We start from the raw sequence: 20845 nt of genomic DNA, 5'->3' as shown, positions 1-20845 counted from the left end.
AACGAGCTGGTGACGACGCTCCGGCCGCCGGTATCCGGCGTATGGCCAAACCGCGCCGAATAGGAAAAGGCGCAGGCGAGAGATCGGGCACCGGAGGCGAGCCCGACAGTGGTTTCAGCGGCGATCCCGAAGCTCCCCGCGTGGACTGACCTGCCGGTCCACGCTGACTCTCCGCAGGCCTGCGCCGCGCCCACACCTACCCGCCGAGGATTCGCACGCATCGCGTGAACGGGAGGCGGAAGTAGCCCCCGGCCGAATGCGCTGCGGTGCCGGTCGCGGCGATGACCGACAGTCATCCGCCGGGCCATGGCAGTCACCGATTACGTCATCCGACCGACGCGGCGGGACACGGACGCTGCCTAGCGTCGTCGGTGGTGACCGGATGCGGTCACGAGCCGGAGCCTTGCGAGGGAGTTGCGATGACCATCAACAGACGACGATTGTTCGGCGGAGCGCTGGCGGTGGGCGCCGCAGGGGTGGCCGCGGGCTCGCTCACCGCCTGCTCGGCAGCGGAGTCGACGCCCGCCACGGCGCCTGCGGGCGCGGCCCTGCGGGCGGGGGCGGGCGCCCACACAACTCTCGGCCCGGTCCAGCAGATCGAGGCGGGGTTGCTGAACGTCGGATACGTCCGATACGGCCCCGCGACCGGCACACCGGTGCTGTTGCTGCACGGCTGGCCATACGATCCCTTCAGCTACGCCGACGTCGGGCCGCTGCTCGCGACGGCCGGCTACCGGGTGATCGTGCCCTACTTGCGCGGTTACGGGCCGACGACCTTCCGATCCGAGCGGACCGTGCGCAACGGCCAGCAGTCCGCGATCGCCCGCGACGTGGTCGATCTCATGGACGCGCTCGGTATCGATGCCGCGATCCTCGGCGGATTCGACTGGGGCTCACGCACCGCCGACATCGTTGCCGCGCTGTGGCCGCAACGCTGCCGGGCTCTGGTCTCGGTGAGCGGATACCTGGTCACCTCGCTGACCGGCAACCAGCAGCCGCTGCCCCCGCAGGCCGAGCTCGGCTGGTGGTATCAGTACTACTTCGCCACCGAGCGCGGCCGCCAGGGCTACGCCCGCAACCGGCACGACTTCAACAAACTGATCTGGCGCAACGCTTCACCGCAGTGGGAGTTCGACGACGCCACCTACGACCGCAGCGCGGCGACGTTCGACAATCCCGACCACGTCGACATCGTCATCCACAACTACCGCTGGCGCCTCGGACTGGCACCGGGCGAACCGCAGTACGACGGCTACGAGCAGCAGCTCGCGGCCGCTCCGGCCATCACGGTGCCGACCATCACCCTGGCCAGTGATTTCGACGGCGCGGCCAAGGACGGCGCGGCCTACCGCGGCAGATTCACCGGCCGCTATCAGCACCGGGTGCTCGGCGGCATCGGGCACAACGTGCCGCAGGAGGCTCCGCAGCCCTTCGCCCAGGCGATCATCGACGCCGACCACTTGTGAGTTCCGCGCGGCGAACACCCGTGGTGTTGCTGCACGGCGCGTGGTTGCACGCGTCGTCGTGGCAAGGGTGGTCACGGTGTCTCATGAGCCGGGGGTTCGCGGTGAGCGCTCCCCGGTGGCCGGGTGAGCTGGACACCGTGGCCGCGACTCGCGCCGATCCTTCCGGGTGGCGCGATCTCGGACTGGCGGCACTGACCGCGCATTACGTGCGCGTCGCGCGCTCGTTCGACACTCCCCCGGTGCTCATCGGCCACTGTGTCGGCGGCCTGATCGCCCAGTATCTACTCGGCGCGGATCTGGCTCTGGCGGCCGTGGCGCTGGCGCCGATCCCGCCCGGCGATCTCAACCGGCTGGTCGTCGCACGGCCGGCCGTACCGGAATCTCCTGGCGAGCCGGCCCGCCTGTCGCCGCGCGAATTCCGGCAGTTCTTCGCCAACGCGGTCGACGCGGGCGAGGCCGCCGCGCTCTTCGGCCGACACGTCGTCCCGATGCCTCTGCGGCTGCTCGGCGACATCGGCGCGCGAAGCGAACCGGGGCAGACGGAACTCACGGTGGCCACCGGCAACCAGGATCGCGGACCGTTGCTGTTGGTCTCCGGGCAGGAGGATCGACTGGCGCCCGACACGATGACGCGGGCGATGTACAAGCGCTATGGCGACTCCGTGGCGGTGAGCGAGCTCGCGCAGTTCGCCGACCGAGGACATTCCCTCGTGATCGACAGCGGGTGGCCCGAGATCGCCGATCACGTCCTGGGCTGGCTGACCGACCACGGCATCCGAGCCTGATCGGCCGGTGCTCGGTCCGGCGGGCCGCCCGCCTCCGGCACGCGGGCGAGTGCGTCACGGAGTGCGGCGCGGGTCGTGATGCCCAGTTTGGGGAAGATCCGGTACAGGTGCGAGCCGACGGTTCGCGGCGACAGGTGCAGCTGTACGCCGATCTCCTTGTTGGTCAGTCCGGCCGCCGCCAGATCGGCGATCCGACGCTCCTGCCAGGTCAGCGTGGCGGGCTCCGCCGCTGTCCCGGCCCCGCCGACACCGAGCGGACGCAGTTCGGCCCGCGCGCGCTCGGCCCACGCCGGAGCGCCCAGCCGCTCGAACGCATCCGCCGCCGCCGACAGGTGGTGCCTGGCCGCCGTCCTGCTGTTGGCGTGCCGGAGCCGCAGCCCGTGCGCCGATCGGATCCGTGCCAGCTCGAAGGGGAAACGTGCGGCCGCGGGATGGCTCTCGGCACGAGCCACCATGTCGGCGGCGCGCGCGTCGTCGGCGGTGGTCATCGCCATGGCGCCGAAGGTGAGGATCGCCAGGCGCGGTGAGATCGCGGGCAGGCCGGCGTCCCATGCGGCGGCGGCATGTGCGTGCGCCTCCTCGGTGCGCCCGGTGCGCACGGCGGCTTCGACCAGGTCCAGCAGGCTACGCGAAGCCTGATAGGCGTACGGTACGAACTCGCCCGGCGGTGTGATGCCGATGGCGTGCAGATAGGCCGCCTCGAAATCGCCCGCGGTCAGCGCCGCTGTCGTGCCCGCTGCGTCGGCGGCCTGGGTGAGGAATCCGAGACCCCGTGGCCTGGCCCAGGAGTCGACCACCGCCTGCAGTTCACGGGCCTCGTCGAGGCGCCCGCGCAGCGCCGCCAGTTGCGCCAGGTAGCCGCGGCTCTGCTGGGCGAACAGGTCGTAGCCCAGGTCGACGGCCCGCTGCAGCGACCGCTGCCCGGTTCGCTCGGCCTCGTCCCATTCACCGGTCAGCGTCTGATCCAGCATGATCAGGTGCAGCATGACGATGCCGCTGGCCACCGCGCCGGTCTCGAGTTCCCGGTCCACGATCCGCTGCAGGTACGGACGGTACTCCCCCGCAATGTCCAGGTGATAGGACGAGACCGCCAGCCGGGTGACGTCCCACGGTTCCAGTTCCGGCAGCCGCGCCGCGGCCGACTCCACCGGCTGCGCCAGGCCGGCGCCGTGGCGCACCACATCGCTCCACGAGTCGCGGTAGATCCGCGTGCGCGGCGGCAGCAGGTCGCCCAGGTCGGCGAGCAGGTCACGGGTCCGCGCCCACATCGCGGCGTTTCCGGCGTACTGACTGATCGCCAGCAGCAGATTCACCAGCCGGACCAGCACCTCCTGCTGCTCGGGCGCGCCGCGGGCGGACAACTCCTCGATGGCGGCCGAGACGCGTCGGTGCGAACCGCGTACGTCACCGTCCTGGTACAGCGCCGAGTACGCCGAGGCCAGCACCGCGGCCGGTGACTCGTTCCCGCCCGGAGCCGGATCCGACTGCACGATCCGCTGCGCCTGACCCAGCCGGGCCGCGTGCCCGGCGACGAAAGCGGCGTCGCCGAGGCGGCGCGAACGGTTTTCGTGGTTCTCGCTGAGCTGCGCGGCGCGGGTCAGCCATGCCACCGCCGCCAGCGCCCCGCCGCGGCGGGTCGCCGATTCGGCCGCCGCCTCCAGCGCCGCCGCCACCTGCTCGTCGGGATCGATGGTGGCCGCCGCCAGATGCTTGGCACGGCGCTCGACGTCGTCGCGGTGCACCAGCGCGAGCGCGGTATGCGCGGCCCGCCGCTGGTTGGGCGTGGCCTGCTGCACCACAGCCGAACGTACCAGCGGATGTCGAAACGTGAAATCGCCTGTGCGCAGGTCTATTTCGAGTAGCCCGAGGCGCACTGCCTCCTCGGCGTCGCGCATCCGGTAGCGGCTCGCAGGCCCCACGGTCGCGGTGGCGCGCGCGCCGACCCCGTCGAGCGCGCCTTTGAGCAGTTCCGCGCGCACGGTCTCGGGAAGCGCCGCGATCCGCCCGCTGTACAAGCGCTGCAACCGCTTCGGCAGTGGAACCGCGAGTTCGTCGACGATGTCGTCGGGGGTGTCCGCCGCGCCGGCGATGTAAGCGGGCAACTCCAGCAGAGCCAGTGCGTTGCCGCGCGCGTGTTCGAGGGTGAGGCGGCGGGTACGCGCGGTCAAGCCCGGGTGGCGCTGATCGAGCAGGCAGGCGGCCGCATGCTCGGACAACGGCGGGATCGTGGTCTCGGGCAAGGCGGCGGTATCCAGCCGCGCGTGGATGTCGGCACGTAGTGCGATCAGCATCTTCACCGCGCTGCCGGTGAGCCTGCGGCCGATGAAACCGCACACCTCGGCGCTGGCGGTGTCCAGCCACTGGCCGTCATCGAGGACCAGCAGCAGCGGCCGCTCCCGCGCGGCCGATGCGAGCAGGTTGAGTACGGCGATGCCCAGCGTCATGACCGAGGGCGGATCCCCGGCCCGCTGCCCGAAGACGGCGTCGAATGCGGCGCGAGTCCCTTCGTCGAGGTCGCACGCGTGCGCCAGCAGCGGATACAGGAACTGGTGCAGTCCCGCGTAGGGCAGTTCGGATTCGGCTTCGACGCCGGTCACGCGCAGGACCCGGTACTCGGCGCGCTCGGCCAGGTCGGCGGCGTGGGCGAGCAGCGCGCTCTTGCCGACACCGGTTTCGCCGCGCAGGATCAGCGACCTACCGCCCGGGGCTGTCACGAACGAGGAAAGTTGCGCTTGCTCGTCGTCGCGGCCCACCATCGCCGCGGCACATGACTCCATGTCGGGTCGCTCCTCTCGCGCCTGCGGCAAGACTAACCGGTCGGTTCCACTGCGGCGAAGCCTTCGCGAAGGGGCCGTACCGAGGTCATTCGACCGCTCGCGCGCGCAGCGGACACCGCCGAGGCGCCGGGGAAGATACGTCACCGCTACGTCATCCGACGGATTCGCCGCCGTGCGCTCGACAGCGATGCTCGACAGGCAGCCGGAACCGTCACCGCGGTCCGGCGGCGGAAAGCGGTGGGCCCGCACGACGACGAGCGCTACGGCGACCCGGTCATCGATGCACTCATCGCCTTCTTCGCCGACGGCCTGCGGTGCCCGCCTGACCTATCGAGAAAGGCCATCATGAAAGACATCCGACGCCGCAGCGTCCGTATCCACCGGGTCGCTCGCGCGGTGACCGCACTGACTGCCGTCGTGGCCGGAGGCGCGCTGGCCGTCGCGTGCACCGCGAGCACCACCACCCACACCGGCCCGACGCCGGACGCGCCGAAACCGACCATCCTCCTCGAACACGGGGCCTTCGCCGACGGATCGAGCTGGAACGAGGTCATCGAGCGCCTCACCCACGACCGGTATCGCGTTGTGGCGGCGGCGAATCCGCTGCGCGGGCCCGCCGCCGACGCCGCCGCGCTCAAAGCCCTGCTCGGCACCATCGACGGACCCGTCGTACTGGTCGGCCACTCCTACGGCGGCTCGGTGATCAGCGCGGCGGCAGCAGGCAATCCGCAGGTCGCGGCGCTCGTCTACGTGGCGGCGTTCCTGCCCGCCCCCGGGGAGACGGCGCTCGACCTGACCGGCCGCTACCCCGGCTCGACCCTGCCCGCCGCCCTGGGCCGGATTCCGATCACCGGGCCCAGCGGTACGCCGGGTGAGGACCTCTACATCCGGCCGGACGCGTTCCGCGACCAGTTCGCCGCCGACGTCGACGCCGAACGCGCTGCCCTCATGGCAGCTACCCAACGCCCCATCGCGCAGTCCGCGCTCGAAGAGCCCGCCACCGCGGCGGCCTGGACCGACAAGCCCAGCTGGGACGTGATCACCACCGAGGACCGCAACATTCCCGTCGCGGCCCAGCGGTTCATGGCCGAACGCGCCCACGCCCACGTCACCGAGGTGGCTGCTGCCTCCCACTCGGTGGCCGTGTCCCATCCCGGCGTCGTCGCCGACGTCATCGAACAGGCCGCCCAGAGCGCGCACCGGTAACCGCCAGAACAGGAGAGTCGCAATCATGGACATGAGACTGGAAGTCGTCGTGCTGCCCGTCGCCGACGTCGACCGCGCGAAGGACTTCTACACCGGGCTCGGGTTCCGCCTCGACGCCGACTTCACGGTGGACGAGGGGTATCGGGTCGTCCAAGTGACACCGCCGGGATCGGAAGCCTCGATCATCTTCGGCACCGGCGTGGCGGCCGCGTCGCCCGGCTCGCTGCACGGGCTGCACCTGGTCGTCACCGATATCGAGCGGTCGATCGCGGAGTTGCGCGAGCGCGGCGTCGAGGTCGAGGGGCCGTTCCGCGACGCCACCGGCGTGTTCCACCACGCGGGCACCGCGCAGCGCGTCCCCGGGGCGCACCCGCAACGCGCCAGCTACGGCTCCTTCGCAGCCTTCCACGACCCCGATGGCAACAGCTGGTTCCTGCAGGAAGTCACCCAGCGGGCACCCGGCCGCTGACGACCGAGACGAAAGCACTGCCATGACAGACGAGAACTCTCGGACCTACGACGTCGTGGTCCTCGGAGCCGGGCCGGTCGGTGAGAACGTCGCCGACCGAACCAGCGCCGCCGGACTGCGCACCGTCATCGTAGAAGCCGAGCTGGTCGGCGGCGAATGCTCCTACTGGGCTTGCGAACCCAGCAAGGCGCTGCTGCGGCCCGCCTTGCTCCACGCGGAGGCCCGCCGGGTTCCCGGCGTCGCCGCGGCGCTCACCCGGCCTCTCGACGCCGCGGCCGTCTTGGCACACCGCGATCGCATGTCCGCCGACTGGGACGACCGCGACCAGGTCGACTGGCTCGGCTCCGCGGGCATCGCCCTGGTGCGCGGGCACGGACGGATCACCGGCCGGCGCCGGGTGACGGTCGAGACCTCGGACGGCGCGACGCTGGACCTCGAGGCCCGGCACGCGGTGGCCGTCTGCACCGGCACCCGCGCGGCGTTGCCGCCGCTGCCAGGACTGGACACGGTGCGCGCCTGGACGAGCCGGGAGGCCACCAGCGCCCGCGGGGTGCCCGGCCGGCTGGTCGTTCTGGGCGCGGGCGTGGTCGCTGCCGAGATGGCCACGGCGTGGCAGGCGCTGGGGTCGCGGGTGACGCTCGTCGCCCGCGAGTCCCGGCTGCTCCCCCGCGTCGAGCCCTTCGCCGCGGAGCTGGTCGCCGACCGGCTGCGGGCGGCGGGCGCCGATCTCCGGTTCGGCACCACCATCGTGCACGCCGAACGGGCGGGCGGACCGGACGACGGTGTGCACGTCACGCTCGGCGACGGCAGCCGAATCGTCGCCGACGAACTGCTGCTGGCGACGGGGCGCGCACCCCGCACCGAGGACATCGGACTCGAGACCATCGGCCTGGCCCCTGGGCAGTGGCTCGACACCGACGAGACCTTCACCGTGACCGCGGTCGGCGGGGACTGGCTGTACGCGGTGGGCGATGTCAACCACCGCGCGCTGCTCACCCATCAAGGCAAATACCAAGCACGGGTCGCGGGCGCCGTCATCGCGGACCGGGCCCGCGGCCGCGCCCTCGAGACCGGTCCGTGGGGGCGGCACGCGGGCACCGCCGACCGGTTGGCGGTACCACAAGTGGTGTTCACCGAACCCGAGATCGCCGCCGTCGGCCTCACCACCGAGGACGCGGAGCGCTGCGGGCGGAAGGTCGACGTGGTCGACTACGACATCGGCCGGGTCGCCGGGGCGGTGCAGCACACTCCCGGCTATCGGGGCCGCGCGCGGATCCTCGTGGACCCGGACCGGCACGTGGTGGTCGGCGCCACGTTCGCCGGCGCGGGCGTGGCCGAACTGCTGCACTCGGCCACCGTCGCGATCACCGGCGAGATCCCGATCGACCGGCTCTGGCATGCCGTTCCGCCCTTCCCCACCATCAGCGAGGTGTGGCTGCGCCTGCTGGAGACCTATCGCGACCAGCGGCGCTGATCCGTTCTCCGCCACCATCGGCCCGGCATGCCGCGGCCGGTGGTCGATGTTCGTCAGAGGTGATGGCCTGGTACTCGACATACCGGCGCGAGCCGCCTCTTACCGGTGGCCGATCCCAGCGGCCCTCGAGCAGCAGAGCAGCGTTCGCTGAGGTCACACCGCCTTGTGCCCTGTGTCACAGTCCGAATCGGCTGTGACGTATTGACCACCGCCGATCTGTCCAGCATGGTGGCGGGAGGTTAACAAGCGCTCAGTAACTTGCTCGAGAGGTACAGCAGTCATGCCCGAAGCCGTCATCGTCTCTGTCGCCCGGTCACCGATCGGTCGCGCCGGCAAGGGTTCCTTGCGGGATCTCCGGCCCGACGACTTGGGGGCGCAGATCGTGCGGGCCGCGCTGGCGAAGGTGCCCGCCCTCGGACCGAACGGCATCGACGATCTGATGCTCGGGTGTGGCCAGCCCGCCGGTGAGTCGGGCTTCAATCTCGCCCGGGTGGTGGCGATTCTGGCGGGACTGGATCGAGTGCCCGGCACCACGGTCAATCGGTACTGCTCGTCGAGTTTGCAGACGACCCGGATGGCGCTGCACGCGATCCGAGCCGGCGAGGGCGACGTGTTCATCTCCGCCGGTGTGGAAACCGTGAGCCGCTACGGCAAGGGCAGCGCCGACGGGATGCCCGGCACCGAGAACCCGGTATTCGCCGACGCGGTGCGCCGGACCGAGAAATTCGCCGCGGGAGGCGAGGCCTGGACCGATCCGCGCACCGAGGGTCTGCTGCCCGACGTCTACATCGCGATGGGGCAGACCGCGGAGAACGTGGCGCAACTGTGCGGCGTGAGCCGTGCCGAGCAGGACGCTTTCGGTGTCCGCAGCCAGAACCTCGCCGAGGCCGCCCTCGCCAACGGGTTCTGGGAGCGCGACATCACCGCGATCACCCTGCCCGACGGCAGTGTCGTCTCGAAGGACGACGGCCCGCGACCGGGAGTCACCCTGGAGAAGGTCGCCGAACTGAAGCCGGTATTCCGGCCCGACGGGACGGTGACGGCCGCCAACTGCTGCCCGCTCAACGACGGCGCGGCCGCGGTCGTGATCATGTCCGACACCAAGGCCGCCGAGCTCGGCCTGACGCCGCTGGCTCGGATCGTTGCGACCGGAGTCAGCGCGCTGTCGCCCGAGATCATGGGCCTGGGGCCGGTGGAAGCGTCGAAACAAGCGCTGGCCCGAGCCGGGATGACCATCGACGACGTCGACCTGGTCGAAATCAACGAAGCCTTCGCCGCCCAGGTCATTCCCTCGGCGCGGGAGCTGGGCGTCGACTTCGACAAGCTCAACATCAACGGCGGCTCGATCGCGGTCGGTCACCCGTTCGGCATGACGGGCGCCCGCATCACCAGCACTCTGATCAACTCCCTGCAGTTCCATGACAAGCAGATCGGCTTGGAAACGATGTGCGTCGGCGGCGGCCAGGGCATGGCGATGGTGCTCGAGCGCCTGTCGTAACCGCTGACTCCACAAAGGGACGCATTGATGAACAGATTCGAAGGCAAGACAGCGATCGTCACGGGCGCGAGCCGAGGCATCGGGCTCGGCATCGCACAGCGCTTGGTGGACGAGGGGGCGAGAGTGGTGATCACCGCCCGCAAACAGGAGGCCCTCGACGAAGCGGTGGAAACACTCGGCGGGCCGGACCGCGCGCTGGCCGTCGCGGGCCGCGCCGATGACGTCGATCACCAGGCGGAGACCGTCGCGCGCGCGATCGACACGTTCGGCAGCGCCGATCTCCTCGTCAACAACACCGGCATCAACCCCGCGTTCGGGCCGATGGTCGATCTGCCGCTGGATGTGGCCCGCAAGATCGTCGAGGTCAACTGCCTGGCCGCGCTGTCGTGGGTGCAGCAGACGTACCGGGCTTGGATGAAGGACTTCGGGGGCGCGATCGTGAACGTATCGTCGGTCGCCGGTCTCAAGCCCGCGCCGGGCATCGGCTTCTACGGTTCGAGCAAAGCGATGCTCACGCACATCACCCAGGAACTAGCGGTCGAACTCGGCCCGCACCTGCGAGTCAACGCCGTCGCCCCGGCGGTGGTGAAGACGAAATTCGCCACCGCTCTCTACGACGGCAGGGAGGACGAGGTCGCCGCGGCCTACCCGCTGAAGCGGCTCGGCGTGCCCGAGGACATCGGCAGTGTGGTGGCGTTCCTGCTCTCCGACGACGCGAGCTGGCTGACGGGGCAGTTGCTGGTCGTGGACGGCGGCGTCACGCTGACCGGCGGGGTCTGACATGGCGCGGATGAAGGCGTGGCGAGTCCACGAACTGGGCGAACCGGGCACCGTGCTCCGGCTCGACGACGTGGAAGTTCCGAAGCCCGGCCCGAGCCAGGTTGTCGTGCGCGTCTCCGGCGCCGCGGCGAACTTTCCCGATGTACTGATGTGCCGCGGCCTTTATCAGGTCCGGCCGCCATTGCCGTTCACGCCAGGCGTCGAATTGTGCGGCGAAGTGGTGGCGCTCGGTGCCGACGTGACCGGGATCGCCGGCGGCGACCGGGTGCTCGGAGGCGCGGCGCTGCCCCACGGCGGTTTCGCGGAATTCGCCGTGCTGGAGGCCACCCAGACCTTCCCCGCGCCGCCGTCGTTGGACGACGCGGAGGCGGCCGCGCTGTTCATCGGCTACCAGACCGGCTGGTTCGGGTTGCATCGGCGCGCCGGATTGTCAGCGGGCGAGACCCTCCTGGTGCACGCCGCGGCAGGTGGCGTGGGCAGCGCCGCGATCCAACTCGGCAAGGCCGCAGGCGCCCGGGTGATCGGGGTCGTCGGCGGTGCCGAAAAGGCAGCCTACGCCGAGGCTTTGGGCGCAGACGTGGTCATCGATCGTCACCAGCGGGACTTCGTCGATGTCGTCAAGGACGTAACCGGCGGTCGTGGTGCCGACGTGATCTACGACCCGGTCGGCGGCGAGGTGTACCAGCGGTCCACGAAATGCGTTGCCTTCGAAGGACGCATCGTAGTCGTCGGATTCGCCGGCGGCGAGATCCAGACCGCCGCACTGAATCACGCACTGATCAAGAACTATTCGATCCTCGGTCTGCACTGGGGTTTGTACAACACCCAGGATCCGGCCGCCGTCGCCGAATGCCACCGCGCGCTGACCGCACTTGCCGCCGACGGTGCGATCCGCCCCCTGGTCAGTGCCCGGCTGGGGCTGGGGGACGTCGCCGACGCCGTGCAGCGACTCGCGGACGGCGAGACCGTCGGCCGAGTGGTCTACACACCCTGAGTAATTTCCGATCACATCTTCGAGGAGTATTCATGACCGATCCGACACAGCGGACCGCGGTCGTCACCGGCGCCGCACGCGGAATCGGCGCCGCCGTCGCCCGGCGACTGGCCGCCGACGGTATGGCGGTAGCCGTGCTCGACCTGGACGAGGCCGCCTGCAAGACGGTCGTCGACGAGATCGAGTCGGCCGGTGGCCGCGCGCTCGCGGTCGGTGTCGATGTCGCCGACGAGGCCGCCGTCACCCGGGCGGTCGATCGGGTGGCCGCCGAACTCGGCGCACCGACGGTGCTGGTCAACAACGCCGGGATCCTGCGCGACAATCTGCTGTTCAAGATGAGTGTCGAGGATTGGGATGCCGTCCTGAACGTGCACCTGCGCGGATCGTTCCTGCTGGCCCGGGCGGTGCAGGCGCACATGATCGAGCAGAAGTGGGGTCGCATCGTGAACCTGTCCAGCACGTCGGCACTCGGCAACCGTGGCCAGGCCAACTACGCGGCCGCCAAGGCCGGACTGCAGGGATTCACCAAGACACTCGCACTCGAACTCGGCAAGTTCGGCGTCACCGCGAACGCGGTCGCCCCGGGTTTCATCGAGACGGAGATGACCGCGGCCACGGCCGCCCGGATGAACATTTCCTTCGAGGAACTCAAGACGGCGATGGCCGCCCAGATCCCGGTCGCCCGTACCGGCACTCCCGCCGATATCGCGCACACCGTGTCTTTCCTGGTGAGCGAGGGCGCCGGATTCGTGTCCGGCCAGGTGATCTACGTGGCCGGCGGCCCGCGGAACTGAACCGAGGAAGGAGAGCTGTGCAGGTATTCCAGGGCCTGTCCGAGCTGGAGTCCGCAGTCGGGACCCACCTCGGATACAGCGATTGGCACACGGTGACCCAGGAACAGATCGATCGCTTCGCCGAAGCTACCGGGGATCACCAATGGATCCATGTGGATCCCGCGAAAGCCGCCGCCGGACCGTTCGGCACCACCGTCGCCCACGGGTTTCTCACCCTCTCGATGGTGCCGATGCTGGCCGGACAGGTGTATGCGGTCCGGGGCTTGTCGATGGGCGTCAACTACGGCACCAACAAGGTGCGATTCCCGACGCCGGTTCCGGCCGGATCCCGGGTCCGAGCCGGTGTGGAACTGGTCTCGCTCGTGCCGGGCACGATGGGGTCACAGGCGGTGACCCGAGTGACCGTGCAGCTCGAGGGCTCGGACAAGCCCGCGTGCGTGGCCGAGACGGTCGCGGTGCTGGTGCCGTGATGGCCGATCCGGAACTCGGGTCCGATCTGTTCGGCGAACAAGAGGAGATCACGTGACAACTACCCAGCAGGTGCGGCTCGCGAAACGGCCGTCGGGGCTGCCCGACGCGGGCACATGGAACCTGACAACCGAGGAACTGCCCGCGCTGTCCCCGGGCCAGATCCTGGTCGAGGTGGATTTCATCTCGCTCGACCCGGCCATGCGCGGGTGGCTGAACGACGTGCGCTCCTATGTCCCGCCGGTGGGTGTCGGGGAGGTCATGCGGGCGCTGGACATCGCGACCGTGGTCGAGTCGACGCATCCGGACTTCGCTGTCGGCGACGCCGTCAGCGGAACTTTCGGCGTGACCGAATACGCGATCCATGATGGCAGGGGGGTGCAAAAGGTCGATTTGCGTTCGGCGGCCGGTCCGACCTGGTTGGGTACGCTCGGAATGCCGGGAATGACAGCGTATTTCGGCTTGCTCGAGGTCGGCGAGCTGCGAGCCGGAGAAACGGTGGTGGTGTCCGCGGCCGCAGGCGCCGTCGGCGGCATCGCCGGTCAGATCGCAAAGATCAAAGGTGCGCGGGTGATCGGTATCGCCGGCGGCGCCGAGAAGTGCCGGATGCTCACCGAGGAACTCGGCTTCGATGCGGCCATCGACTATCGGAGTGAGAGCGTCCTGCTGCGGCTGCGGGAAGTCGCTCCGGAGGGGATCGACGTCTACTTCGACAATGTCGGCGGTGACATCCTCGATGCCGCACTGGCCAACCTCCGGCGTGGTGCCCGCATCGTCATCTGTGGTGCGATCTCGGCGTACAACGCGGAAAAGCTCCCTCCGGGACCTTCGCGGTATATGTCGCTGCTGGTCCACCGGGCGTCCATGACGGGCTTCGTCGTTTTCGACTATGCGGATCGTTACGGTGAGGCGGTCGCGGAGATCTCCGGTTGGCTGGCCGAGGGCAGGATCAAGAGCAGGGAGCATGTCGTGGACGGCGGTGTCGCCCGCTTCGGTGAAACCTTGAACATGCTGTTCACGGGTGCCAACACCGGCAAACTCGTGCTCGCTGTGTAGCGCCATACTGTCCAGGTGACCGATACAGAGGACCGCTCGCGCGCGGACCAGACCCGAGCGCGGCTGCTCGACGCGGCTGTGGTTGCCTTCGCCGAACGCGGCTTCCACGGCTCGACGACGCGCGACATCACATCGATCGCCGGAGTGAGCACGGGGGCGATCTACGTGTACCACCGTTCCAAGGAAGAATTGCTCTACGAGATCTCGCGCGCCGGTCACCTGGACACCCTCGAGCGCGTCCGCGCTGCCATCGCATCAGCACAAGACCCCGCCGAACAACTGATCGCCGTGATGAGAGAGTTCACGATCCATCACGCACGCGCCCATACCGTCGCCCGGATCATCAACTACGAGCTCGCCGCGCTGAGCCCGGAACACCAGCAGGAAATCAAGGAAACCCGGCGTGCGATCGAAGGAGAGGTCCGGAGCCTGATCGAGCGAGGGGCGGATGCCGGGGAGTTCGAGAATTCGAACATCCATATGGCCGCGACCGCCCTGCTTTCGCTGGGAATCGATATCGCGCGCTGGTATCACGAGGGTGGTTCCTGGTCACCGGAGGACATCGGCGATTACTACGCGGACCTCGCGCTCCGCATCGTGGGCGGTCGGAGGCCGAGTCACCCCGAGTCCGCTCGATCGTGACGATCTCAGGATGATCACCTGCGGAGCGCAGGTACTGCTGCGGACCGGCCACATCGTGCTCGCGTCGCGTGCCGACGAACTGGGGAACATCGAAGCCCTGCAGGGGAAATCTCGACCCACTAACTTTCTTCGGACGTCGGCTCGAAACCGGCCTCGAGGGGGTTCGCGGCCATCCTGATGGCGAGGCCGGACTGCATCGCACGGTGCCGCCGGGATCACTCGCCCAGGCGAGTATGCCGAGACACGGAATGACGACGCAGGACAGCAGTAGATACCCGGGCGGCCGTGACCAGAATCGCCGCTCTGCGATGCTCACCCGCCGCGCCGAGGCGTGGCACATAGTGGGGTCCTATAGCGACTTGGACCGACCAGTCACCATTGCGAACAGTAATCCGATCTCGCAAGCCGCAGAGATCAGTAGGGCGGTGACGGTAGACGTGTGGAATCCGCGGCGCGGAGAACGTAGTTGCCGCTCCCGATGATGTCGTGGTGCTGATGGTCGGCCGGGCAAACACCCGAGGCTGCTGGAGTCTTGCCGTCGTAGAACAAGCCCGAACACTTGCGGCACCAGCGCCACTTCTGTTCTCCGCCCACACCGTCTCGATTGGTCACGTCTTCCAGTCGGTAGTTGCCGGATCCGAAAGCCACGTGACCGGGTTGCTCACTGAATTGCGGTGAAGGGCAGATTCCGTGAAAGCCGAAATTCCCTTCGAACCAGAGTCCTTGGCACTGCCGACACCATCTCCAGTCGGACTGGCCCTGTCCGCCGTCGGGGTCTTCCTTCAGGATGTAGTCGCCGGTTCCATCCTCATGGTGGCCGCCGTCGAGGATATCGCCGGCTGGGCAGCCACCGCGGGTACCGTTGCCCGAGAACCAGAGCCCACTGCAACGCGCACACCTTCTCCACAGGCGCTGTGTTGCCGAGGCCGGCGCGGCGTTCTCTATCACGAAATAACCGGCAGCAGTAATTATTCCGACTCCTACAGCCATACGCAGGAGCGTGCGCCGCGGAATAGGTATCGAATCGCTGGTCGTCATCAGATCCACGGTCCTCCCCGGACACGGATTCTTCGGAGTCGCTTCTCCAAGCCAGGATGCTACCGCCGAAACAGCATGAGCACAGCGGTTTTCACTGGCCGTCACCTGGCCGGGTACACCGACGAGAACGGAGCCGGACCACGAGAAGCCCCCGTGCTGTGGAGGTGGACGATCGGCCGAGTCGCCGTGTCGCGTATCCCGGTGGTCGAAGCGTCCCGGCGTTCCGTGGCGATTCACCTTCGAAGAAGACATAGGACGCCGGAACAGCCGAGCTTCACAAGTAGCTCACTACTTGCTGCCGGGCTTCGACCATCGAATGCGGCCGATCGATGACCCACCTCCCGTTCACTGCCGTGGGCTTGTCGGGCGGCGCTACCCGCTGCAGCGCTCACCCCGGCGTGAAGACAAGTAGTCGGCCACTCGTGCTGGTCGACGGTGCCGTCGCGAAGCTGAAAAGCGTCGCCGCTCGCGGTTTCGGGCCGAAGAGCATATGGGCGACTTCGGTTGCTCGATATGACCGATTCGTCGCCCGCCGCCATGCGGCGCCATGCCTGCAAGTCTCGAGCTGAGGAGGACATCGTGTCGATCGAGCAAGTCAACCGCAGCGCCGGCGTGCCTGGAAGCCGCGCCCCGAAGGCGCCCTTCGCGCCGGGCCACCGGGGTGACGGGCGCGTGCTGTCGCCGCCTCTACCCGATTACGTCGCCGGGGCAGACATCGCCGACCTGCTGACCGAAGACGTCGCGCGGCCGGTCGCCCCGCCTGCAGACCTCCCGTTCCCCCAGCCGCGCCGGTTACGGGCCGGCTGCTACCTCTTGCGCTACACGCCGACGCCGCACGCGACGGTCGGGCTGCCGGTCCACTACGACGGCACATTACGGGTCGAGCGCGATGAGGTGAATACGATCGCGAGCGGCGACCTGTACCTGCACCAGCCCCAGCTCACACCCCTGCCGCCGAGAGAGCCGGACCCGGCGCTGGGCGTGCCGGTCTTCCCGATCGCCGATTACCGCTACTACGTGCGGGTCACGCAGATCCTCGAGGGTGCGGCGCACGCTTGGAACTTCCCCCTCGGGTTCGAGTTGCACCGCTTCGACCACGCGGCGGGGACGTGGTCACTCGAGGACACGTGCACGGCGAAGATGGGGTGGATGCCTGCACCGCCGGGCTACCCGAGTGCATCGAACTTCCTGCTCGGGCTGGTCCGGAACGCGGCGGGCGCGATCGTCGGAATGCTGTCGATGGGCTGGGTGTCCACCTACCTGCGCCGTATCACCGTGGAGATCGACCGCGTACCCGAGTCGGAGGCGCCGCTGGCCAACGCCGCGGGGGACGGCTGGGCCTCGCTGTTCCAGCAGGTGGAATGGCAGGTCGACGTCGACCAGAGCGACACCGACCTCGCCGAACCGAGCGGTGAGTCCTGGTCGGATGCGGAAATGCACGCCACCATGCTCGCCCGGCGCGACGCGTCCGATCTGGACCGCGAGTGGCGGTACTGGGTGGTCTGCGCCCGGCGCCTGGACTCGACCGAGCGCGGGATCATGTTCGATGCTTTCGGCGGGGATTCCAACAATGTGCCGCGCGAGGGTGCGGGAATCGCGTCGCATTGGACGATCCCCAACGCCGACCCATGGGGCCTCACCAAGGGCCTGCGCTTCGGTACCGCGGTCGATGCGTACTTCCGCACCGCGGTCCACGAACTCGGCCATGCGATGGGCCTCTACCACAACACTGCCGACACCGGATTCATGAACACGACGGATGTCATCGCCGCGAGCGCGGCGCCGCCGCAGCAGTTCCCGCAGAACATCCGGTGGTCGCACGCCCCGGACGACCAGAAGCGCTTGCGCCACATGCCCGATCTCTGGGTGCGCCCAGGCGGGGTCGCGTTCGGCGCCGCCTACAGCACCGCACCGATCTCACCCGACGACGCGGTGCTGACGCCCGACGGTGTCGAGCTGGACGTCGCGGCACTGCTCGACACCGTTCCGATCGGAGCACCGGTGCGCGTGGACCTGACCTTGCGCAATCGCGGCACGACGGCGATCGCCGCCCCGGTGGACCTTTCGCTGCGGGCTGGGCATGTCTCGGGCACCGTCACCGATCCCTCTGGCACGTCACGCCGCTTCAGCACACTCGTTCGGTGCATGGAGGAACAACGCCTGGCCGACCTGCGGCCCGGTGCGGATGTGATCGGTTCGCTGACCTTGCTGCGCGGCCGGGACGGCGCCCTGTTCCCGGCGGCGGGACCACACACGGTGCGCGTGGATGTGCGTTGGGAAATCGACGGTGTCCCGTTCCAGGCGTCCGGTGCGGCCACGGTGATGGTCACCGCGGCGGTCGACGATGCGCACGCCGCCGCGGCGCTGCGGGTGCTCACCACGCCCGACGCGTTGGTTACGCTGGCCATCGGCGGCGATCATCTGCACCGGGGCGTCGAGGCGATCGAGGCCGCGATCGGCAACGACGTGCTACGACCCCACTTCGCCTTCATCGAGGCCAAACGGGTCGCCGCGCCGTTCTTCGACCGCCCGGCCGATCTCGGCCGCACAGCGGAGTTGATCGACGAGGAGACGGTCATGTCGGCCGCCGAGGTGGACAAGGCCGCGCGCCTGCTGGATATGGCGACCCGCCGCGGGCGCGAGACCGCACCGCTGGTGGCCGTGCTGAGCGCGAAGGCGCAGGCGCTGGGCGCCGACGGCGCGCTGCGACGGCTCGAGTCCCTATGACGCAGACCGACCTGGTCGGCACATGGATCAGGATCGGCGGCGAGCCGTGCGGGGCGGGCTATCCCGACGAGATCGAATTCCACGGCGACGGCAGTTACGTCGGTCGCATGTCTCCGGGTTCTCGGGAACATCCCCGCTGGGACGTGGGCACCTACGAGATCTCGGGCGGCGGCCGGCTGGCCGTCTCCACGGTCAACGACGCGATCCTCACCTATGCCTTTCGTGTGGTGGAGGATCAGCTGGTTGTCACCGACGAGGAAGGATGTACATTCGCCTACCGCCGGGCGGACGAGGGGGCCGGTTCCCGCTCAACCAACCCGGACGCGGCCGACCACCCGCATTAAGTGACTCGCTAGACCGGTTTGCCGTGCAGGGTGAGGGTGTTGTCGACACATCGCACGAGGAAAGCGTCGTCGAGTGCTGCGTCTGCGACCAGCAGCCGGAAATACAAAGGAGCCGAGAGCGTTTCGAGCACCTCGCGGGGGTCCACATCCTCGGCTAGTTCGCCGCGCTCCACGGCCCTGGCGATGACCCGGGAGCTTTGCTGGAAACGATCCTCCCAGAAGCGGTGGCGTGCGGCCGCGACCTCCGGGTCGGCCGACAGGGCGATGGTGGTGCCGACCAGCCGCGCGATGCCAGGACGTGAAATCAGATGCGAGATCTGCTCGGCCAGCTGCTGGAGGTCTCCTCGCAGGGTGCCGGTGTCGGGTGCGGGGTTGGCGGCGGCTGCGAGCTCGGTGACGGCTTCGGCGATCAGCGCGGTGCGGGTGCCCCAGCGACGGTAGATCGTCGTCAAGGCGACTCCGGCGCGGGCCGCGACATCGCCGACGGTCAAGCCTTCGATGCCGTGCTCGGCGACCTGGTCGAGCGTCGCGGTGAGCACGGCTTCGCGCACGCGGGCCGAACGTCCCCCGGTCCGCCTGCGCGGAGCCGGCGGTGTCGCCGGTTGCTCGTTGTCGAGGTCTCCGCCACGCTGCTCCATGGCCCTGTTCTACTCGACAGCGCTGCCGCGCGCCGAATACGCCCGGGAACCCGGTGCGGCGCGGCGCGAGTTGATCAGCGCAGGTATGCGCCGATCCACCTGCCGAGTTCGCACGCCAGGTGCCACCGATGCTCGGCGACGTGCAGACCCGGCGCCGTGGCGGGAACGCGACCTTCGAAGCCGAGCACCGGTTGCCCGAGCCGCGCCGGCGACGACCGGTGATCAATAAAGCTATGGAAATTTGCTTTTATAGCGGTTCGCCGTGCATGCTTAAAGCAAGTATATGTGGCTTTAACGTGAGGCCGGGCTGTCCCTCGAGCTCACCGTCCACCCTCGTGCGCGGCGCATCAGGGAACGCGAAGCACATCGGACGACTGTCATCGGCGTCGGAGCCGGAACGGGAGAGGTAGGTTCGGTCATGGACGATTCCATCGACATCCGTGCGATCGTCGGCGAGACGCGAGTCTCGCGCGACCAGGTGCGGGCATGGGAATCGCGCCGAATGAAGGCGGTGCTCGCCAGGTTCGCCGCCCGCCTCGGGGATCGCGCGGCGGCCGAGATCATGCCGGATGCGATCCCCAGCCGGTCGGCCCGCGGTCCTCTCGATGTGCAGCGGTCCGTGTTGACCACAGCGAAAACGCGGCTCGGGCACGCGGGAATCTACGCCATGCTCAAACGCGACCTGGCCCTGTCCGAGCGGATGGCACGGATCGGTGTGGCCATGAGCAGGGGCCGGTCGAAGTACGCCGTCACCCGCCTCGAAGTTCCGAACTACTCCGCCGGACACTTCGCGGACTGGTTCGACAACCTCACCGTCTCCAACGCCGAGACCGATATGGTCGACGCCTGCCCGGACCACTACCTACTGCGCGGCCTGCCCGACGGCCGTCAAGAAGTCGTCGAGACCACCGGCGGATCCCCGACCGCGTCCCGATTCCTCATCGACTACAGCAGAAGCGAAGCCCTGACCATCCCCGTCGATCCGGACTATCCCATCCAGATCGCGGGCCAAGCCCTGCTGGACGACGGCCTGGTCATCGGCGGCGTCCGCCACCAATTCCGTGACCGCAACGGAACCCTCGAAGCAGTGCTGACGGTGCAGTTCCCCGCCACCCTGCCCGCCAGGCTCATTCATCAGCACCAATGGCACCTGGCATGCGAGTTCAGCAATTGGGTGATCGCGGCGGCATCCGTGGCAGCGACATCGTGACGACCACGGCAACGCCACACACCCGAATATCAACTCGCGCTAGAGGACCTCGATCTGATCGGGCTCGGGCAACGCGCGTGGGCGTTCGTCCGTATACCACGCATATTCGATTCCGCTGAGCCAGCCGTTCTCGACCCATACCATCACCTCGCCGATCGGTGATCCGTTGCGGTCGGTGACCGCTCCGCTGGCGAAGATGCCGTCCGGCGAACCGGATGCTTGCGCCGCACCGGGCCGCACCGCCAGATCGACGCTCGGTGAACCGAGACCCCATGTCGCGACGACCTGCGAATACGGCACCTGCCGGAGATATTCCGAGGCGACGCCGGACGACAGCAGCTTGGTGACTACGCCGGTTTCGAGATCGGTCAGTGCCCGTGGCTGGATTGGTGTACTACTCATCGTTCTCTCGCTGACAGAAGAAGTTCACCCAAGGATGGAGCCGGACGCTGCGCCGCACATGCGCCTCGATGCCAGGA

Annotated in this window: 19 protein-coding genes; 15 read left to right on the top strand and 4 right to left on the bottom strand. The window is 68.8% G+C overall.

What is annotated here, in order from left to right; all coding sequences use genetic code 11:
* Positions 1–419: 419 nt before the first annotated feature.
* Together GVY64_RS26230 and GVY64_RS26225 are read left to right on the top strand one after the other, a co-directional pair.
* Positions 420–1466 (top strand): alpha/beta fold hydrolase, encoded by a 1047-nt coding sequence (locus tag GVY64_RS26230; RefSeq protein WP_159846776.1) that lies wholly within the window; start codon positions 420–422, stop codon positions 1464–1466.
* Complete coding sequence (locus GVY64_RS26225) at positions 1463–2251, top strand: alpha/beta hydrolase (protein ID WP_159846773.1); 789 nt, start codon at positions 1463–1465, stop codon at positions 2249–2251. The genes GVY64_RS26230 and GVY64_RS26225 overlap by 4 nt, the downstream gene beginning before the upstream one ends.
* Here GVY64_RS26225 and GVY64_RS26220 read toward each other — a convergent pair.
* Positions 2209–5028 (bottom strand): helix-turn-helix transcriptional regulator, encoded by a 2820-nt coding sequence (locus tag GVY64_RS26220; RefSeq protein WP_159846770.1) that lies wholly within the window; start codon positions 5026–5028, stop codon positions 2209–2211. The two genes, GVY64_RS26225 and GVY64_RS26220, sit on opposite strands and share 43 nt — an antisense overlap.
* A gap of 237 nt (positions 5029–5265) precedes the next feature.
* Between GVY64_RS26220 and GVY64_RS26215 the strand changes: the two genes are divergently transcribed.
* The 10 genes from GVY64_RS26215 to GVY64_RS26170 all read left to right on the top strand — a co-directional run bounded on the left by GVY64_RS26215 (position 5266) and on the right by GVY64_RS26170 (position 14409).
* On the top strand, positions 5266–6234 hold the full coding sequence (locus tag GVY64_RS26215) for an alpha/beta fold hydrolase (RefSeq protein ID WP_236567203.1): 969 nt from the start codon (positions 5266–5268) through the stop codon (positions 6232–6234).
* A 25-nt stretch (positions 6235–6259) separates the two neighbouring features.
* Positions 6260–6703, top strand: a complete 444-nt coding sequence (locus GVY64_RS26210) for a VOC family protein (RefSeq protein WP_159846767.1) — start codon at positions 6260–6262, stop codon at positions 6701–6703.
* 22 nt (positions 6704–6725) lie between these two features.
* The gene (locus GVY64_RS26205; RefSeq protein WP_159846764.1) at positions 6726–8177 is read left to right on the top strand and encodes a dihydrolipoyl dehydrogenase family protein; all 1452 of its coding nucleotides are present in this window, start codon (positions 6726–6728) and stop codon (positions 8175–8177) included.
* 280 nt (positions 8178–8457) lie between these two features.
* Positions 8458–9675, top strand: coding sequence for an acetyl-CoA C-acetyltransferase (locus tag GVY64_RS26200; RefSeq protein ID WP_159846761.1), 1218 nt, complete (start codon positions 8458–8460; stop codon positions 9673–9675).
* A gap of 24 nt (positions 9676–9699) precedes the next feature.
* Entirely contained in the window at positions 9700–10455 is a 756-nt protein-coding gene (locus GVY64_RS26195) for an SDR family oxidoreductase (RefSeq protein ID WP_159846758.1), read from the top strand.
* 10 nt (positions 10456–10465) lie between these two features.
* Positions 10466–11449 (top strand): NADPH:quinone oxidoreductase family protein, encoded by a 984-nt coding sequence (locus GVY64_RS26190; RefSeq protein ID WP_159847017.1) that lies wholly within the window; start codon positions 10466–10468, stop codon positions 11447–11449.
* Between the two features lie 32 nt (positions 11450–11481).
* On the top strand, positions 11482–12243 hold the full coding sequence (fabG, locus tag GVY64_RS26185) for a 3-oxoacyl-ACP reductase FabG (protein WP_159846755.1): 762 nt from the start codon (positions 11482–11484) through the stop codon (positions 12241–12243).
* Positions 12244–12260: 17 nt separating this feature from the next.
* Positions 12261–12713, top strand: a complete 453-nt coding sequence (locus tag GVY64_RS26180) for a MaoC family dehydratase (RefSeq protein WP_159846752.1) — start codon at positions 12261–12263, stop codon at positions 12711–12713.
* A gap of 52 nt (positions 12714–12765) precedes the next feature.
* Entirely contained in the window at positions 12766–13767 is a 1002-nt protein-coding gene (locus GVY64_RS26175; protein ID WP_159846749.1) for an NADP-dependent oxidoreductase, read from the top strand.
* Between the two features lie 15 nt (positions 13768–13782).
* Positions 13783–14409: a TetR/AcrR family transcriptional regulator gene (locus GVY64_RS26170; RefSeq protein WP_159846746.1), complete on the top strand. Its 627-nt coding sequence runs from the start codon at positions 13783–13785 to the stop codon at positions 14407–14409.
* A gap of 414 nt (positions 14410–14823) precedes the next feature.
* On the opposite strand, the gene GVY64_RS26165 is transcribed toward GVY64_RS26170, so the two are convergent.
* Positions 14824–15447 (bottom strand): hypothetical protein, encoded by a 624-nt coding sequence (locus GVY64_RS26165; RefSeq protein WP_159846743.1) that lies wholly within the window; start codon positions 15445–15447, stop codon positions 14824–14826.
* Positions 15448–16026: 579 nt separating this feature from the next.
* Here GVY64_RS26165 and GVY64_RS26160 point away from each other — a divergent pair.
* Together GVY64_RS26160 and GVY64_RS26155 are read left to right on the top strand one after the other, a co-directional pair.
* Positions 16027–18174 (top strand): hypothetical protein, encoded by a 2148-nt coding sequence (locus GVY64_RS26160; RefSeq protein ID WP_159846740.1) that lies wholly within the window; start codon positions 16027–16029, stop codon positions 18172–18174.
* A complete protein-coding gene (locus tag GVY64_RS26155) occupies positions 18171–18518 on the top strand; it encodes a hypothetical protein (RefSeq protein WP_159846737.1) in 348 nt (115 codons plus the stop codon). The genes GVY64_RS26160 and GVY64_RS26155 overlap by 4 nt, the downstream gene beginning before the upstream one ends.
* 8 nt (positions 18519–18526) lie before the next feature.
* Here GVY64_RS26155 and GVY64_RS26150 read toward each other — a convergent pair whose 3' ends face one another.
* Positions 18527–19156, bottom strand: a complete 630-nt coding sequence (locus GVY64_RS26150) for a TetR/AcrR family transcriptional regulator (protein WP_159846734.1) — start codon at positions 19154–19156, stop codon at positions 18527–18529.
* A gap of 418 nt (positions 19157–19574) precedes the next feature.
* Between GVY64_RS26150 and GVY64_RS26145 the strand changes: the two genes are divergently transcribed.
* Complete coding sequence (locus tag GVY64_RS26145; RefSeq protein ID WP_159846731.1) at positions 19575–20366, top strand: hypothetical protein; 792 nt, start codon at positions 19575–19577, stop codon at positions 20364–20366.
* Positions 20367–20405: 39 nt separating this feature from the next.
* Here GVY64_RS26145 and GVY64_RS26140 read toward each other — a convergent pair whose 3' ends face one another.
* A complete protein-coding gene (locus GVY64_RS26140; RefSeq protein ID WP_201298156.1) occupies positions 20406–20768 on the bottom strand; it encodes a hypothetical protein in 363 nt (120 codons plus the stop codon).
* Positions 20769–20845 lie beyond the last annotated feature (77 nt).

It is taken from the genome of Nocardia sp. CY41 (assembly GCF_009829325.1).
Taxonomy (GTDB): domain Bacteria; phylum Actinomycetota; class Actinomycetes; order Mycobacteriales; family Mycobacteriaceae; genus Nocardia.
This window is presented reverse-complemented; position numbering and strand designations above follow the sequence as displayed.